We start from the raw sequence: 16,662 nt of genomic DNA, 5'->3' as shown, positions 1-16,662 counted from the left end.
GCCCAGCTCCGTTAACTGATTATTTCAAAGTAATGTTGGCATCTTTTGCCGCATCGCGAAGGTGTTGCAAATACAGTTGTTGGATCTTGTCGTTGCTGCCTAGACCTTCGAGGATAGGAGTAACCGCAATCCCATTTTGGCTCAGCATTACTTTCCAAGAATCATCTTCATCGCCAGCCATATCATTATTTGCATGGTCACCCGCAACGACCATCAGTGGTTTAATCATGACGGTTTGGATCCGGTCATTTTTTAGCTTTTGCAATAAGGCAGCAAAATTAGGATGGCCTTCAACCAAACCAACATAGATCTGTAGGTCAGGATAAAGCTGATTTAACTGCTCTTCTAACTCGTAATACAAACCGGTCGAGAGATGATCATTACCGTGTCCCATATAAACTAAGGCGCTGTGCTGAGCTTTCGCTTGCTCAACATCGTCGACTAAAGATGTCGCCAATTTTTCTATATCCTCAGAATAAGAGTACTGTTTCCCCCAAGTTCCCATTAAGGGGCGACCCAAGGCGATCTGCTTAAAGGGCTTCCATTCCGGCTTGATGGTTTCAATAGAGTTGAGTGCATCCACATAAGCTTTTAAGTCGATAAACTCTTCGCCATGAGACAATAAAGTGGTTTGCACAACAATCTGGTTGTAGCCTTCATTCTGTAAATCGGCCAATGTTCCCAATACATTTTTCACTTGATAAAAAGACGCGGGAATTTCTGGGTGGTCTTGCTGATATTGCTGATCACTTTGTCTTTTATGCCATTTTTTGCGAATTATATTCGAGGTAAAAGCGTAACGTACCGGTGTATTCGGGTAGGCTTTTTCGACGCTTCGTTTAATCGCCAACAGCGATTCGACGGCAGAATCATATGTGGTACCAAAAGCGGCTAATACAATCGCGGATGTATGCGGTTCATTTTTATTCATTAAATCAGATGCCATGGATGAGTTTGTTGTAAATGCGAAACCAATGAGGATCAGGCATAAATACTGGATAGACCGAGTTAATACTGTCGAAATTTGCATATATTCACCGATAAATAGATTGGTGCCTATAAACTCAAATTTTTGCTGCTTGTAAGCGAGTCTATAAGCGATTGATTAATGAAACGCAGCATCCAAGATGATTGCGATCTTGATAGCCTCGAAGGCGACCACAAACATCGGTAGCTGATTACACCTCATCAACGCCCCCTCATCTTCTCAAAAATAAATCAATCGTCATTTGAGCAAGATCAGGCTAGGCCTGATGATCATTTCCTGTTATTGATTTTTCCTTGCAAACAAGGTAATTCATCTACAAAAAACATTGTAACTAGCTCACTGTAAACAAGTTGTGGATTGCTTTTTAATTTGAATGACTCAGTAAAATATTGTTACAAGTCGACAATATTTTTCTATCTTTGGCGATCCAGAGTACGCAAATCTCTGGCGATAAATTGAGCTTAATTCAAGCAGCTAACAGCATTTGAATTTGCCCTAAGCGCCTAGGATTGATTGAATTCGGGTGATTATTCTTACAGCCGTGAGTCACTGACTAAAACAATAAAATACATCTGAAATGTTGCCATCTACGCCAGTGTAGATCATCGGCTAACGCAGTTTAGTGAAACGCAAACCTTACCCAAAGTTTACTTAAAAAATGTATCTCGCGAGCGCTCAATAAACGCTAACAGCGGCGTAGTAAACCGTCGCGAATTTGCAGCAAGGACTGTTTTAGTTGTGTCATACTGCGACACCCCATGAGACTAATTCGCACCGCTGGCTGCTGATTAGTGACCACCGCAAAGTGATAGTCGGCGCTCACTCGAATATGCTGTTTAGCCATCAACTCGGTAAACACTTGGCTGCTCCAACCTTGAGGCAGTAATAACCAAATATGGAATGCATGATGCTTTGGCAATTGCTGATCAACAAAATCAAATTGCGCAAAGATTTGTTTCGCCAATTGCTGACGCTGCCCTGCCTGCTGCTTTTGCCACTGACTAATTCGATCGACGTCACCACTGCGAATCATTCGACAGGCCAACTCTTGTAATATTGGAGAAGGGAGCCATAGGGTTGTTCGCAACAAATGAATATAATCGTCTCGCTGAGCTTTAGGCACAACCAATAGGCCCAATCGCAAGCTAGGCGAAACACTTTTCGATAAGCTACTCAAGTAAATGGTTTGACTCGGTGCAAATGAATAAAATGGTTTGATTTCATCCTCGCTGAGAAAACCATAGATATCGTCATCGATTACTTGTATGTCACACTCTTTCACTAACTCAGCAAGCACCTCACGGCGATTATTTGGCATCACACTACCCGTGGGGTTTTGACAAGACGCAACCAATACCAAGGCTCGAATCGATTGCTGAGAATGCTGTTCACGTAAAGATTGTGGGCAAAGCCCCTGTTCATCTAATGACACAGCCACAGGTACACGACCAGTTTGGCGCAATACTGCTAAGATCCCTGGATAACAGAGAGACTCAACCGCCACCCGATCCCCCACCTGAGTACAAGCAAGAATCGCAAGCAGCAAACCATGCTGGGCGCCATGACAAGGGATCACTTGCTCAGACTCACAAACAACACCTTGGCGCTGCAACCATTGACTAAAAGTGGCGAGATGTTGCGGATTACCTGCACCATCTTCATAACCGCAATAACGTTCCAGATCTGCATCACTAAATTGCTTTAGATGTCGTTGCAATGGCCCGAGCAAAGGACTAACTAAAGGGGCAACCAAGGACAGATTCACCTCTCCATCGGTGCGCCCTTTGATACCATCACTCATATTACCGTTAAATATTACGAAAGTGCCCCTGCCCACCCCCGCGCTCAGCAAGCCTTTGGCTTCCAATGCTTGATAAGCTTGACGAACGGTGACCGCGCTACTCCCAATGTAAGCCGCTAACTGACGATGAGCTGGTAATTTGTCCTGAAAGGTAAGCTGTTTCTTAAGAATGGCGTTCTCAATACATCGCGCAATTTCTAAGTAAAGCGGTCGAGCCTGAGGATTAAAGCCAATTAATAAATGCTGCATCGTTTCATCTTGATAGACGTTATTGGAATAGCCGCAACTATAACAACTTTGCCCACAACAACAATCATCCCTGCAATTCAACAAGCAATAACAACAAAGAAAAATGAAGTGCTCAATTCAACCGAACAACTGTGCTTCTGCTCAAAGTAAGCCATCAGACGTCCTTATTAATTACATTGGATTTAAGGTAAATCATGACAAAAATGCTAAACCTCACTCTATCGGTTTCAGCTGAGCCTCTTTTGCATATACTCCCGCGTACTTAATCAGCAACGATTTGACCCATACCGGATAGTCATCGCTTTGCATCTGTTTTTCAATTTCAGGCAATAGATACAAATAGGGGGACTTTTTAGACATAGAGATATACAAATTGCCAGTGAAGATGGAAGTGGGTAAGTCAACGATGTCATCCTTAATCCCAAAGGCTTGCAACATCGCTAAACCAGAAAATCGCCCTACCGGAATAAAATCAACCCGTTGATGGAACAATTTATGAAAATTCTGCCGATAAGTTGTCACTCGCTCAATATTGGTATTGTCTTTTAGATATCGATCAAAACGCTGCCCAATACTTACACCAAGTACCATTCCTGCTTTCTTACCTGCTAAATCTTGCCAATTTTGGAAGGCAAAAGAGGCACTTTTGTTCACAAATACAGCTTGCTCATTAAACCCCATTGGGGTGGCAATAAACGTTGAATAGCTTTTTCTGGTTTCATTAATAAACGAGCATATATTGATATCAACCCGCCCCGTTTCAATATAACTTTGGCAACGCTTCCACGGGCCCACATAGGTCAAATCAACATCCACCCCCAGATTTGCAAACAAAGTTTTAGTGACTTCTGCACACGCGCCTTTAATTTCCGAGCCACTGGTCCAGTTCCAAGGCGGATAATCATGATGGCCACAGGCCGACAGTTTAATTGAACTATCTTCAGCAAATGCCTCTATAGGCTCCGCCAAAAAGCAACACACCATTAAAAAAAGTGGGGTTACGGCTCTTTTTTTCATGATGTAGATATCTCCAATACAATTTGAAGAACGAAACAGAAATCACCCTCGCTACATCTTACTCTTACAAAATAGAGCCGATATTGATCCAGACGCTCTATAATAGTAGCCAGCCCCTTCAATTATAAATGAGTAAATAGCCGAACTGTTAAATCTGTCGGCGTTATTCATCACCGCTCACGCTTGTAAAAAATGCTGACCACATACGCAACCCACGCAGTTCATCCTCAATCACCTAAGGCTCTCTGCGATGAAATACTATCCTTCCTAACAAAATCCTGTTCCACAGTCATGGAGGTCTCATGATTGACTCAGCTAAATAAGTCAATTTTCAAGTAATAAGATAAAAACATGCTCATCATTTGAAATTGAACTAGTTCAATGCAACTATCATTGCAATAAATCTTAAGCCATCTAACTACAGAGGGAGATTACCAATGGATACATCTCAAACCAGCAGCGTTGCATTTATCGGTTTAGGCACAATGGGTTACCCCATGGCAGGCCACTTAAGTAAACAAGGATTTAAGGTAGTCATTTATAACCGCAGCGACGCCAAGGCGAAGGCTTGGTTGAGTGAGTATCAGGGGACTCAAGCTGCCACACCGGGGGATGCCGCAGCTCAAGCCGATATTATACTCACTTGTGTTGGTAACGATGAAGACGTGAGACAAGTTTATTGCGGCGAAAATGGCATTTTCGCCAAAGCGAAGGCCAATAGCATCTTAGTTGACCATACCACCGCCTCGGCAGGCCTAGCGAGAGAACTCTACGCCCAAGCCCAACAGCGGCAACTGCAATTTTTAGACGCCCCAGTGTCTGGTGGTGAGGCCGGAGCAATCAACGGTGCCTTAACTGTGATGGTAGGCGGAGAACAAGCCGCCTTAGATAAAGTACAAGCGGTACTTAACAGCTACGCCAAAGCGGTTAATCTTGTCGGAGGTGCAGGCTATGGGCAACGCTGTAAAATGGTCAATCAGCTGTGTATTGCTGGGGTCTTGCAAGGCCTATCGGAAGCACTACAATTAGCAAAAGCGGCCGACTTGGACATCAATACGGTGGTCAATGTTCTTCAGCACGGTGCCGCCGGCAGTTGGCAGTTAGCAAATCGGGCAAACAGTATGGCTGACGACAAGTTTGATTTTGGTTTCGCGATCGATTGGATGCGCAAAGACTTAGCCATTTGTTTCGATGAAGCTGAAAATCTAGGAATTGATTTACCCCTTGCTAAACAAGTTGATGCGGAGTATGCGAAACTGCAACAGCGCGGTTACTCACGTAGCGATACCTCGGTACTGATTAAACAGTTTGATAAATAACCGATAAAAATACAAAAAAAACCTAAGGCCACAGGCCTTAGGTCAGTCACACGCGAGAACGTGAGTATTAGTTCAAAAGTTAAAAAACATTAGAAGTAAAACACATTGAGTACAATACAGCGGCACTAGAGGACTGATAACAAAGAGACAACTCTTGCCTTCATCCATGTATGGCACGTAGTGACTCGGAACTAGCAGCGTTGGCTCAAACTTATTCAAGCCCCTAAAACTGGCCTAAATACTGCTAACCACTGTATAATAGCTCAATTAATGACCAAGACAGTGAATGAAATTTAAACAACTGTAAGGATAACGGTACAGCGATTCATAAGCGGATTCCGCTCAATGATTACAACAGAGCATCAAGCTTTCACTTGCACCGCTTCCAAAGCTAGACTAAGCTCGCGGCCAATCGCAGTAGCGACATACATTTTCCTGGCGAAATCACGCCACATTTATCAGATATAGGTAAGTCAATGACTATTATTGCCGTTCCCGAATTAGCTAAACCAGAAATTAGAAATCATCACAAACTACGCCACCTTAAAAAGATGGCGATAGGTCCTTTTGCTCAAACCTGTGCCGAAATTCGTTTCGTCACCGATATTGAAAAATTTGACGAAATTGAAGCAGCGCTAGTGCAAGCCCAACAGCAGCAAACTTGGGAATTATTTATTGCCTACTTTAATCAACAATATCATGTGGCAATCACCTTTTTGACTGAACAAACTCCGCTCGAAGAAGTATTAACCACCGCCACCGAAGTGATTACCGAACTTGCTGGTCCAGTTGAACTAGATATTTTAGCGGGTGATGCAAACTATGGAGACTGGGACAGCTGCTACGCAAACTAGTACGACTTAAACCATCACGCCGATTCAGTCCGGCGTGAACATCGCCCATCAACTCAGTTATTTACCCTGCTCGACCAATGTTCTAATCTTGAATGCCTTCTCAAAATGATCGAGTTTATGTTCAAGGATCCACCAGCTTGCAGCTTCCATCAGCAATTGTGGATCATCATTTTTATTGGCAAAAAATGCGTAAAAAGACAAACCAACACTCTCGCCCTTCTGCTGGATCTTTTGCTCACATACCGTAATAATTTTATCGCGTAAAGTTTGACGCATCTTTAACTGCCCATCGTTCGTTAAATAACATAGCGCTCATCAACTAAAATCGCCCTGCCAGCCTGGCGCAATCGCCAAACCCGACACGCCTGCTAATACCGAGCTGTCCTGCAAAGCTAATTGATATTCAGCGCCATTCAAAACATGCTCAGCCGAGCAATCAACATTCCATTGTCTTAATAGATATCCGGCCAATGCCGCACGCACAACTAAGCTTAAACAGCCATCTTGCATCGCATAATCAAGCTCAATCGCTAATGAGTTTTTAATACGGGGATGCGGCACCAAATTTAACTCAAGCATTTGATTCCATTGCTTATCATATTGTCGACCTTCCACAGTGGAGATGGAAGCATCGAGTAAGGCAAGCTGAGTAAAACGAGTACACACAAAATCTCTAAAACTCTGGCTCTGCCGATCAAAGGCGCGAACATGCCAACGATGACCGTTATTCACTAAACTATGCGGCACAATTTCGCGGCGAGTCTCCCCAGAAGAAACCGAAACATAAGCACAACTTAATGCCACTCGATGATGAATAGCGCGCATGATAGCAGCAATAAATTCTGCTTTAGGATGAATCAGACGAACCGCATCAAAGCAGCTATCGCTTGGTTCTAAAGGAAAAGATAAACCATCGCCAAATCCCTGCGACAACCCCGTTAATATCGCTTCTGGATTATGCGAAAACAACGGTTCAAATTGGTTTCTACGCAGGTAACGTCGGGCTTTATGGTCCAGCACCGCATTTGTCGGTGCGAGCTGTTTATAGGCGGCTAAATCACGAGTCGCTGCCGCTAATCCAGTCTGAAATCGACTAATCAGATCGCTACGACTCACTTCTCCAAAGTATTCCAAACTAAAATCAATAAAGGCCAAGCGAGTTCGTTGTCCATGATTTAATTGCTTCAATTCCATCTCAAAAATCTCCATCTTCAACAATGGAAATACTATCAACAGCATACGCCATAGGCAATCATTATGATTAGGGGTATTGAAGCATAAAGCGGCAAAGCCACTAAGTCCGACATCTGTCGCTTTACTAGGGGCCCCATTGAAGTGAATCACCGAATAAATGCGAAAAGACACATCAGAGAGCAGTCAATGGGCTGACATTTAGGCATTCAAACCCACCATCCCCTCAGGCGGATAACGATCGCCTGACAAAGGCATCTTTTCAATCTGCTGCTCTAAGGCGCTTTGTTCTTGCGCGGATAAAACGATATCGTGACTCGCGCAATTCTCTTCTAAAAAGGACAAGCGACGCGTTCCAGGAATCGGCACAATGTCTTCTCCCTTAGACAATAGCCAAGCCAAACAAAGTTGCGCTGGGCTGCATTGTTTTTGCTGCGCCATATCTGCGATAAGAGACGCAATGGGTTGATTCTCGGCCATCGCCTGCGCGGAAAAGCGTGGCAACATAGCCCGAAAGTCGCCTTGCTCAAAAGCTTGGTGTTGCCGAAACAAACCCGAGAGAAATCCACGCCCCAGCGGTGAATAAGGCACAAAGCCAATGCCTAATTCTCGGCAAGTTGGTAAGACTTGCTGTTCAACCTCCCTTGACCACAAAGAATACTCGGTTTGCACCGCTGTAATTGGATACACTGCATGCGCTCTTCGCAAGGTACTGGCATTTACTTCGCACAAACCGATATGAGCAATTTTACCAGCTTTCACCAAGTCAACTAAACCCGCCATGGTTTCTTCAATGGGTTGCTCAACATCAATTCGATGCACATAATACAAATCAATTTGCTCGACACCTAAGCGACGTAATGATGCTTCGCATGCTTGTCGTGCATAACTTGGATGATTATTAATACGACGAGCATATTCTCCGGGTTCACGCACAATGCCAAACTTAGTGGCAATTTTTATATCGGCAGAACTTTGCGCAAGAAAACGACCAAGCAGCTGTTCATTATGATGAGAACCATACATATCTGCACTATCAAAAAAATTGACACCAAGCTCTACCGCGCGGGCTAATACCTTCATCGACTGCTCGTCATTCTTAGGGCCATAAAACTCACTCATGCCCATACACCCTAAGCCCATAGATGACACCATCAAGGATTGCCCTAGTTGTCTTTGTTTCATATTCATTTCTCAGCTTATTGATCCAAAGCAAACATCATGTCATATTCCAAAAATGAAATATTTAGACAAAACTAGCAATCAATCTTCCAAAATTGAAAAAAGCATCGTTACACAACTGGTTTGGGATGATGCACGCTGCTTTCTGGCGCTCGCCAGAAATGGCACTTTGACAGCGTCAGCGCAAACCATGGGCATCGGTATCGCCACCTTGTCCCGACGAATAGAAAGGTTGGAGAAGGCTCTGGGGCTTCCTCTATTTATACGCCAACAAACTGGTTACCTGCTCAGCGAAGAAGGAAAGGCGCTATTAAATAAAGCAGAACAAATGGAGGCAGCAAGCCAAGCATTTATCTCGGATGCAGAATGTAATCAAAGCTTATCGGGTAAAATTCGCCTCGCCACTGCGGAGAATTTAGCGAGCCATTTGATCCTGCCTGCGTTGCCTGCGTTTTATCAACAATACCCACAACTCAAATTAGAAATCCTCACCGGGATCCATACCAGTAACCTACACCGCAACGATGCCGATCTTGCATTACGAATGGTAAGGCCAAGCAGCGGTCACGTTAGTTTTAAACGCATCGGCCAACTCGGTTACGGGCTATACGCCAGCCTCGGATTTCTAGAACAGCAGCAATTAACGCCAAGCCATTCCGTAAACGAAAACGATGCATTCATTAGCTGGAATGACTCGGAAAGTCACCTACCTGCAGCGCAATGGGTGCAACAAATACTCAAAGGTTGTGAGCCAATACTAACCACAAGCTCTGTCGCTTCACAGCTCTCAGCTTGTTGCTCCGGTCTTGGTTTTGCGGTGCTACCTAACCTTCTTGCGGTCAAACAAGGTTTAGTACGTATCGATACAGATGTCGCCATAGATCAAGCTATTTATTTGGTGATCCAAGCCGATCTCTGCCATTCGCCAAGGATCAGAGCCATGGCAGACTTCTTAAGCGATTTAGTGAAGTCCAATCAACATCAACTGGAATGACCCGCAAATACCAATTAGATTGATGGACTTAAAGCCCCAGTCGGTGCTCTTTATACCACCTAAATATCGGGGACCGTGAAAGTGGTCAAGTGAATCTAGACACCATTTTATAATTGAGTCCGTACTTTCTCTATGACTCAATTTGGCTCAATTTTTTTAGGAATTGAAGCGACCATCACACTCGCAAAAATAATGCAGCCGCCTAAAACTTGTAACGCGGATAAGGATTCATTTAGCCAAATCACCGCAAAAATAGCACCAAACATCGGTTCACTGCCCATTAATAGTGAAACCTTGGTCGGGGATAACTTTCTCACCGCATGATTTTGCACAAAAAAAGCAAACAAGGTACAGCACACAACCAAATATCCCATGATCAACCAAAATTCGACATTCGTTGGAAATGTCATATTCAAACCCGAATTATATAAAATAACACCACCAGCACTGGCCGCGACAACTAAAGATTGAATGCAGGTAAGCGTTACGTTGGTAATGACCTTATCTTGAGTGATTCGCTTAGTCGTTGTCACCATCATCGCTCGAAGTAATGCCGCCGATAAAATAAAATAGTCACCTCGACTTAATGTTAATTCCAAGCCACTAGAATCGGTTAACAAGAAAACCCCGACAACGCTTGAGACCGCAAGAAAAAACATGCCCCTGCTGATAGCGTTTTTGTTAATGAAGACTTCAACAAACGAAGTAAATATGACCGACAAACTGATCAAAAATGCAGCTTTACTCGCAGAGGTTTGAAATACTCCTGTCACTTCAAAAAAGAAAATTGCAGCCAAAATAGATCCCGTTGGAAAAGCAACTTTCCAATCTTTACTACGCCCCATGTAGATATCTCGAAGTGCCATCGGCAACAACGATAAAAAAGCAACCGAAAAACGGAGCATAATAAACACCATCACTGAGCTATAAATGAGCGCCTGTTTCGTTAAGCCATAACTGGTTCCCCAAAAAATAGCTACCGACAGAAGCGCAATTTCTAAGACGGGAACATAAAGTTTCCGGTGATTCTTTTTAGTCACTTTTACTTCGAGTTGTATGCTGTCATTCATAGTCGCTCCTTAAATTCAGATTAGCGGTAAGTCGTTTGACACCAACAGTATCAATGAGTAACTTAAACGGAACAATACAGCTAATATGCAAAGGATAATTGCCCTGTGGACACAAATAGAATCATGAGTTTGATGCCCGAAATGGTCACCTTTGTGACAGTGATTGAACAAGGGAGCTTTTCTAAAGCGGCAGTCAAACTAGGCGTGATGCCCTCGTCTGTTAGCCGTTCAATCAGTAAACTTGAAAAGATGCTGGAACAAAAACTGATTGAAAGAACCACTCGAAGCTTACGTCTAACGAGTATTGGTGAAGACGTATTTCAACTTTGTCTTGATATGCTTAAATTTGCTAAACAAGCCGTTGATGCTGCGCAAGTCAATCAAAATACAGTGTCAGGAGACCTGACGGTTGCCGCGCCGAAAGCTTTAGCTCGTCAAGTTCTGATGCCAATAGTTTTAGCTTTTATTCGGATCTATCCCAATGTCTCGTTAAAATGGAAAATCGCTGATCATTATATTGACCCAATTGGGGGAGAAGTGGATCTCGTGATTCATATTACCGATAATCCTGTTGAAGGTTTAATTGCAAAAAAAATGGGCCGAGTGAAACGTATTGCTTGCGCTAATCTCAATTATATCCAACAACATGGCTTACCAACGCATCCAAATGATCTCATGGAGCATCAATGCATCGGTTATGGCGAAACGGCTGCTGATAATTCATGGACATTAAGTCATCACAATAAAAAACATACTATTAAAATTAAGGGACCTCTGGCGGTTAATCATAGTGAAATAAGAAGAGAAGCTGTATTGCAAGGTTTGGGGATTTCGATTTTCCCAGACTTTACCGTATCTAAATACCTCGACTCTGGGCAACTTATTCAAGTATTACCCGAATGGCATATCAAAGGAGATTACCAAGGAAATGTTGTTGCGCAGTACCCGCAATCAAAATACATTCCGAATCAACTTAAAGCCTTCATTGACTTTCTGACTGAACGCTATGACCATTCTAACTCATGACTCCCTTTACTCCATTCCAAGCGCTGAATGTAGCTCTGTTCTATGCTTATCCCGTAAGCTAAGGAGCAGGCACAACCAGTCTGGTCATTTTTGCTTATCGCTCAGATCGTAAAAAGGTCGAATAGGAGAACCTACAAACCTTGAGATACAAACTATTGAGTCTAACGACGAGACACCAAACAGCAGCGCCTATGGGCATCTTCCCATCTGCGAATACCAATCAGATTCATTATATGAGCAACTGATTACCCAGCATAAATCTGTCGATAACCAGCCATGAAGAGCAGTAACTCGTGGCTCTAATGACTGATACATCACGCAATTAGCGGTGATTTAAGCCCGCGACAATCAACAGACAATGAGTTAGATTGGTATCTAACACCTAGGAAAGTTTTATGAATTCATTTCGGCACTCAAATCATGAGTGAAGTCGTCACGCTGCTGGCCAATTGTGCTCAACTGGCAGAATGCCCACGCTGGGATCCAGAGCGCCGGCTTCTATATTGGGTTGATATTGAGGCAGGCCGATTACACGCATTTGATCCCAAAACAGGACAAGATGATTTTTTGCAATTAGATGAAGAAATTGCTTGTTTCGCTATTCGGGAGAAAGGCGGCTTTGTTGCTGGCCTAAGATCAGGCTTGGTCACCATCGATTCTTTGCAAGGTGGTATCACGCCCATTGTCGATCCGGAGCAAGACAAACCACAACAACGCTTTAATGACGGCCGCTGTGATCCTGCTGGGCGTTTTATTGCTGGTACGTTGAATCCAAACAAAGATGCCTATAGTGGCCATTTCTATACGCTAGACATCGATCATTCAGTGCGTCAGATCGTAGGGGAAAATTGGACCTCGAACGGCCTAGCATTTAGTCCCGATGGTAAAACCCTTTATTACTCGGACACGCCACGTCATGTGATATTTGCCTGTGATTATAATGTCGATACAGGGACAGTGAGTAAGCAACGTGAATTTATCCGTTTTCCTTATGGTTTTGGACGTCCCGATGGCGCAGCCGTTGATAGCGAAGGTTATTACTGGAGCGCGCTTTACGATGGAGGTCGAATTGTACGTATCAGTCCAGCGGGAAAAATAGTTGCAACGATTACTGTGCCAGCCAAAAAGCCAACAATGGTGGCGTTTGGTGGTGATTCGCTAAATACCTTATTTATTACCAGCGCTGATACAGATGACCCAGCAGAGAAGGCTCAGTATCCATTGTCTGGTAGCATATTTGCGATAAACTTAGCAGTGACAGGCTTGCTTGAACCGAAGTTTAAAGGCTAAAAGCTCAAGTATGGTGGGCATGAGATGACTCACAGGCAAATAGTCATCCCCCAGAAAATTAACGGCTTATATGGCGATTCAGCTCAGAATAACCCGTCACCAAAGCCGCTATGAGTCATATAACGCGAATAACTGCACCCCGCGATAAAGCAATGCAAACCTATAATCATGATGTAAATTGATGCATCATCGATCTTCCGGTTTTAGATGTTTAGCGCTTGCCGAAAATTCTTTCAGTTCTTCGATACTATATTTGCTATGCACTCTTTCAACTGAAGCAGGCTGGTGGCCAATACTTACGCCAGTGCGCCTCGCCATTTTAGGGCGAATAGGACGAGAGACAAAGCCACCACCACAATTTGGACATACATTTTCTAATATCTCACTTACACATGCGACACAGAAAGTGCATTCGTATGTACAAATCATTGCCTCTGTAGAATCTGGCGCTAAATCTTTATCACAGCACTCACAATTAGGTCTAATTTGCAGCATATACTAACGCCAAGTTGATAAGCATGAAGCTTCTGTATGCGCCGCATAAAAATAGAAGCAAAGCCACATGAAAAAACGTCATCGAGCCCACAATTGATAGATACTTTATTCAGGACGCTCTGCAAATTGAGGTAAGTCATCGTGAATATCATCCCATGAGGCTTTACTGGCCACAAAAATATGACTCGCCTTTTCGACAGCGATGTCATCATCCAAAGTACCCACTCGAAGCCGCAAAATTTCCGGTATAGACATACGCTGACTATATATTGGCGAACCACAAGTGTCACAGAAAAAACGCTTCGCATCGTCTGACGAAGCATAGCTCCGTAAAAGGTGCTCTCCTGCCAGAAAATTAAAATCAAGCGACTTAACCGGAGCATTTAATGCGAAGGCAGAACCATTAGACTTTCGACATTTGCTACAGTGACAAAACATGGCTGGATTTAGTTCTCCATTAATCTCGTAGCGGATCCCACCGCATAGACAACTGCCTTTCAAACTCATATTAGTTTCTCTCTTTACAAATCAACAACAGTAACCAGACTAACAGTAATCAGACAGCCATCCTAACAACCGAATTTTCCACTGTCGAGAACCGGATAAGCATGGTTCAAAGCAAGCTAAATCGGTAAGCCTAGTCTTAAAAAATCTATGGGCTATTTACGATCGAGAGGAGTATCCAATTGATTTAAAAACAGAATAGGCATCGACTACGAAAATTCTATGTCTAATGTATGCCGCGCATATTTATACCTGAACTATCTATGGGGCGCACAGGCATATCGCCTGCCAATATAGCCCTGTTAAAATCACCAGTCACCATATAATATTCAAACCTCAGTGAAGGTTTCAGGCGCCGCTCTTTGTTGGCTTCTAAAGCAAACCATCAAAGTATCAACCAACCCTCGTTGACACTTTGAGCCAAATAAATCGTGATAAACTTATCAAGCCTCGATGAGCCAAAATCTGCTTATAAATTGCCGACGCCTCCGTCGATCAACAATTCAGATCCGAGCATATAAGCTGACTCATCCGAGGCCATAAATACTGCAGCTTGTGCTAATTCCCACGGTGAGCCCATTCTTTTTAAGGGGACCAATGCTTTTACCTCTTCAATCAGAGCCTCGCGTTTTTCTTTCGACAAGCCAAATTTATTAAAAGCATCCGTTTGCGTTGGACCAGGGCTAATACTATTGACTCGGATCCCTCGCTCTTTGAGTTCGCCGGATAAGGTTCTCGCCAAAGAGATCAGCCCCGCTTTGCTGGCTGCGTAAACACTGCTTTGCGCTAAACCTATTTGAGCGGAAACACTACCACAGAGAATAATTGATGCAGAGTCGGATAATAGTGGTAACAGAGATTGAATCAGAAAAAATGGGCCTTTTAAGTTCGTATTCATCACTTGATCAAAACTAGTTTCATCCCAGTCTTCCAGGGGCTTATGGGTCACATCGCCAGCATTGATATAGACAATATCCAGCTTGGGAAATTCATCCATTAAACGCTGTGCTAATTCTGCTTGCTGCTCAACATTACAAGCATCACTTTTTAGAACTAAGGCCTGATTTCCCAACAGCGCTTGAGCATCAACTAAACCTGTTTCATTGCGACCAGTCACTGCGATAGTGGCACCTTCCAGCTGAAACTGTTTGGCCGTTTCTAAACCAATCCCGGCAGTACCACCAGTAATGAGTGCATATTTATTATGGAGTCGTTTTGTCATGAGCTTTACCTTCACAAGTTGCCTGAGGGGGAGGCACATATTATTATCCGACTTGTATCATTTAGATAGTAGGTACCAAATGGATACTAAAGAGATAATGAATATGAGAGACCAAAAACTTCAAAAAAACTCACGCTGCCCCATGGTAGATTTTGTCAATATCGTGTCCGGAAAATGGGCCATCCCAATTCTATACCGATTAATCATCACCGATGACGTGATTCGCTTCGGGGCTTTACAAAGAGCGATCGGTACGATTACTCAGAAAGAGCTGACCAAACAACTCAGAGCATTTGAAGTTTTAGGGATCGTATCAAGGCATGTATATCCAGAAATGCCACCTCGTGTCGAATATCAAATTACCGAGCTGGGTAAAACCTTAAAACCGACCCTCGATTTACTGGCACTCTGGATGAACGAACATCGGGAGGAGCTATTAACAAATATGCTAATTCAATCTGATAATACTTAAGCTCAAATACCGAAGAATTGAGTGGATGCTCATAGGATAATGAGCATCAGAGAGAAGACCTTGTTGTCGTCGAAAATCTAAGCTGGCCTCAACCCATTTACTCTTGAGTTGAGTCGTCTTTATTTAACACGATGCCGGTTTTGCTAATGGTAATTAAACCGTCTTTATATAAACGGCCAATGGCTTTTTTGAAGGTACCTTTACTCACCCCAAAAATGGCTGAAATCGCTTGTGGTGAACTTTTATCGCTGAGCGCCAAATAGCCCTGCTCTTCTTTTAACTTAGCTAAAATAGTATCGCCAATATCAATCGCTTTTTGAATACCGATGGGCTCTAAGCTCAAGTCGAGTTTTCGGTCATCACGTACTTTTTGAATATAACCACGGCAGGCATAGCCAGCACGGATCCGCTTAAACACTTGGTCATAATACAATACGCCCCAATGCTGATGGTTAACCACCACTTTGTAGCCTAACTCCGTACGCCCAGCGACTAACAAATCCACTTTATCACCATCTTTGTAGTGATGGTCTGACTTATCAATATAACGATCTAATTTATTGCTCGCTGCGATACGTTGTTCATTATCGAGGTAAACATAGACCACATAATGACGGTCGACTTCCATCGGTTGCTGCTGCTCTGCAAAAGGCAAGAACAGATCTTTATCTAGACCCCAATCGAGAAAAATACCGACATCATTGATATCTTTCACTCGCAAGTTAGCGCACTGGCCCACTTGCACCTGCGGATGCTGTAAAGTGGCGATGAGGTTACGCTCACTATCACGATAAACAAATACCGATAAGCTATCTCCAAGCGCCAGCTCGGGCTGCACTTCTTTGGATGGTAATAATACATCGCCAAACTCGCCACCATCTAGGTAGGCACCTAAGTCAGCCATTTCAATCACGGCTAATTGATTAAGGCGTCCAATTTCCAACATGCTCACTCTCTTGTTACGTTCAACCGACTCCTGCTGAGCCAA

At 43.5% G+C, this 16,662-nt stretch carries 17 protein-coding genes; 6 read left to right on the top strand and 11 right to left on the bottom strand.

What is annotated here, in order from left to right; translation table 11 throughout:
• Nucleotides 1–19: 19 nt before the first annotated feature.
• The 3 genes from ACRRSW_RS06400 to ACRRSW_RS06390 all read right to left on the bottom strand — a co-directional run bounded on the left by ACRRSW_RS06400 (nt 20) and on the right by ACRRSW_RS06390 (nt 4,055).
• Nucleotides 20–931: a sirohydrochlorin cobaltochelatase gene (locus ACRRSW_RS06400; protein WP_432458926.1), complete on the bottom strand. Its 912-nt coding sequence runs from the start codon at nt 929–931 to the stop codon at nt 20–22.
• 742 nt (nt 932–1,673) lie between these two features.
• Nucleotides 1,674–3,038: a PLP-dependent aminotransferase family protein gene (locus ACRRSW_RS06395; protein ID WP_432458925.1), complete on the bottom strand. Its 1,365-nt coding sequence runs from the start codon at nt 3,036–3,038 to the stop codon at nt 1,674–1,676.
• Nucleotides 3,039–3,251: 213 nt separating this feature from the next.
• Nucleotides 3,252–4,055: a substrate-binding periplasmic protein gene (locus ACRRSW_RS06390; RefSeq protein ID WP_432458924.1), complete on the bottom strand. Its 804-nt coding sequence runs from the start codon at nt 4,053–4,055 to the stop codon at nt 3,252–3,254.
• 437 nt (nt 4,056–4,492) lie between these two features.
• Here ACRRSW_RS06390 and ACRRSW_RS06385 point away from each other — a divergent pair, with 437 nt between their 5' ends.
• Together ACRRSW_RS06385 and ACRRSW_RS06380 are read left to right on the top strand one after the other, a co-directional pair.
• Complete coding sequence (locus ACRRSW_RS06385; RefSeq protein ID WP_432454033.1) at nt 4,493–5,374, top strand: NAD(P)-dependent oxidoreductase; 882 nt, start codon at nt 4,493–4,495, stop codon at nt 5,372–5,374.
• A 476-nt stretch (nt 5,375–5,850) separates the two neighbouring features.
• A complete protein-coding gene (locus ACRRSW_RS06380) occupies nt 5,851–6,228 on the top strand; it encodes a hypothetical protein (RefSeq protein WP_432458923.1) in 378 nt (125 codons plus the stop codon).
• 57 nt (nt 6,229–6,285) lie between these two features.
• Here ACRRSW_RS06380 and ACRRSW_RS06375 read toward each other — a convergent pair whose 3' ends face one another.
• The 3 genes from ACRRSW_RS06375 to ACRRSW_RS06365 form a co-directional block, all read right to left on the bottom strand.
• Nucleotides 6,286–6,504 (bottom strand): DUF6500 family protein, encoded by a 219-nt coding sequence (locus ACRRSW_RS06375; protein ID WP_432458922.1) that lies wholly within the window; start codon nt 6,502–6,504, stop codon nt 6,286–6,288.
• Nucleotides 6,505–6,543: 39 nt separating this feature from the next.
• Complete coding sequence (locus tag ACRRSW_RS06370) at nt 6,544–7,422, bottom strand: WYL domain-containing protein (protein WP_432458921.1); 879 nt, start codon at nt 7,420–7,422, stop codon at nt 6,544–6,546.
• 198 nt (nt 7,423–7,620) lie between these two features.
• Nucleotides 7,621–8,604: an aldo/keto reductase gene (locus ACRRSW_RS06365; protein WP_432458920.1), complete on the bottom strand. Its 984-nt coding sequence runs from the start codon at nt 8,602–8,604 to the stop codon at nt 7,621–7,623.
• Between the two features lie 52 nt (nt 8,605–8,656).
• Here ACRRSW_RS06365 and ACRRSW_RS06360 point away from each other — a divergent pair, with 52 nt between their 5' ends.
• Nucleotides 8,657–9,595, top strand: a complete 939-nt coding sequence (locus ACRRSW_RS06360; protein WP_432458919.1) for a LysR family transcriptional regulator — start codon at nt 8,657–8,659, stop codon at nt 9,593–9,595.
• Nucleotides 9,596–9,732: 137 nt separating this feature from the next.
• On the opposite strand, the gene ACRRSW_RS06355 is transcribed toward ACRRSW_RS06360, so the two are convergent.
• A complete protein-coding gene (locus ACRRSW_RS06355; RefSeq protein ID WP_432458918.1) occupies nt 9,733–10,665 on the bottom strand; it encodes a DMT family transporter in 933 nt (310 codons plus the stop codon).
• Between the two features lie 105 nt (nt 10,666–10,770).
• Between ACRRSW_RS06355 and ACRRSW_RS06350 the strand changes: the two genes are divergently transcribed.
• Nucleotides 10,771–11,691, top strand: a complete 921-nt coding sequence (locus ACRRSW_RS06350) for a LysR family transcriptional regulator (protein ID WP_432458917.1) — start codon at nt 10,771–10,773, stop codon at nt 11,689–11,691.
• 420 nt (nt 11,692–12,111) lie between these two features.
• A complete protein-coding gene (locus ACRRSW_RS06345) occupies nt 12,112–12,981 on the top strand; it encodes an SMP-30/gluconolactonase/LRE family protein (protein ID WP_432458916.1) in 870 nt (289 codons plus the stop codon).
• A gap of 186 nt (nt 12,982–13,167) precedes the next feature.
• On the opposite strand, the gene ACRRSW_RS06340 is transcribed toward ACRRSW_RS06345, so the two are convergent.
• The 3 genes from ACRRSW_RS06340 to ACRRSW_RS06330 all read right to left on the bottom strand — a co-directional run bounded on the left by ACRRSW_RS06340 (nt 13,168) and on the right by ACRRSW_RS06330 (nt 15,202).
• Complete coding sequence (locus ACRRSW_RS06340; protein WP_432458915.1) at nt 13,168–13,476, bottom strand: DUF1272 domain-containing protein; 309 nt, start codon at nt 13,474–13,476, stop codon at nt 13,168–13,170.
• Nucleotides 13,477–13,581: 105 nt separating this feature from the next.
• A complete protein-coding gene (locus ACRRSW_RS06335; protein WP_432458914.1) occupies nt 13,582–13,983 on the bottom strand; it encodes a GFA family protein in 402 nt (133 codons plus the stop codon).
• A 466-nt stretch (nt 13,984–14,449) separates the two neighbouring features.
• Nucleotides 14,450–15,202 (bottom strand): SDR family oxidoreductase, encoded by a 753-nt coding sequence (locus tag ACRRSW_RS06330; RefSeq protein ID WP_432458913.1) that lies wholly within the window; start codon nt 15,200–15,202, stop codon nt 14,450–14,452.
• Between the two features lie 79 nt (nt 15,203–15,281).
• Here ACRRSW_RS06330 and ACRRSW_RS06325 point away from each other — a divergent pair, with 79 nt between their 5' ends.
• Entirely contained in the window at nt 15,282–15,674 is a 393-nt protein-coding gene (locus ACRRSW_RS06325; protein WP_432458912.1) for a winged helix-turn-helix transcriptional regulator, read from the top strand.
• A gap of 97 nt (nt 15,675–15,771) precedes the next feature.
• Here ACRRSW_RS06325 and ACRRSW_RS06320 read toward each other — a convergent pair whose 3' ends face one another.
• The gene (locus ACRRSW_RS06320; protein ID WP_432458911.1) at nt 15,772–16,620 is read right to left on the bottom strand and encodes a CvfB family protein; all 849 of its coding nucleotides are present in this window, start codon (nt 16,618–16,620) and stop codon (nt 15,772–15,774) included.
• Nucleotides 16,621–16,662: the final 42 nt, after the last annotated feature.

Source organism: Agarivorans sp. QJM3NY_25, from assembly GCF_050870875.2.
GTDB lineage: Bacteria > Pseudomonadota > Gammaproteobacteria > Enterobacterales > Celerinatantimonadaceae > Agarivorans.
The sequence above is the reverse complement of the archived record's forward strand: the minus strand, read 5'-3'. Positions and strand labels throughout refer to the sequence as shown.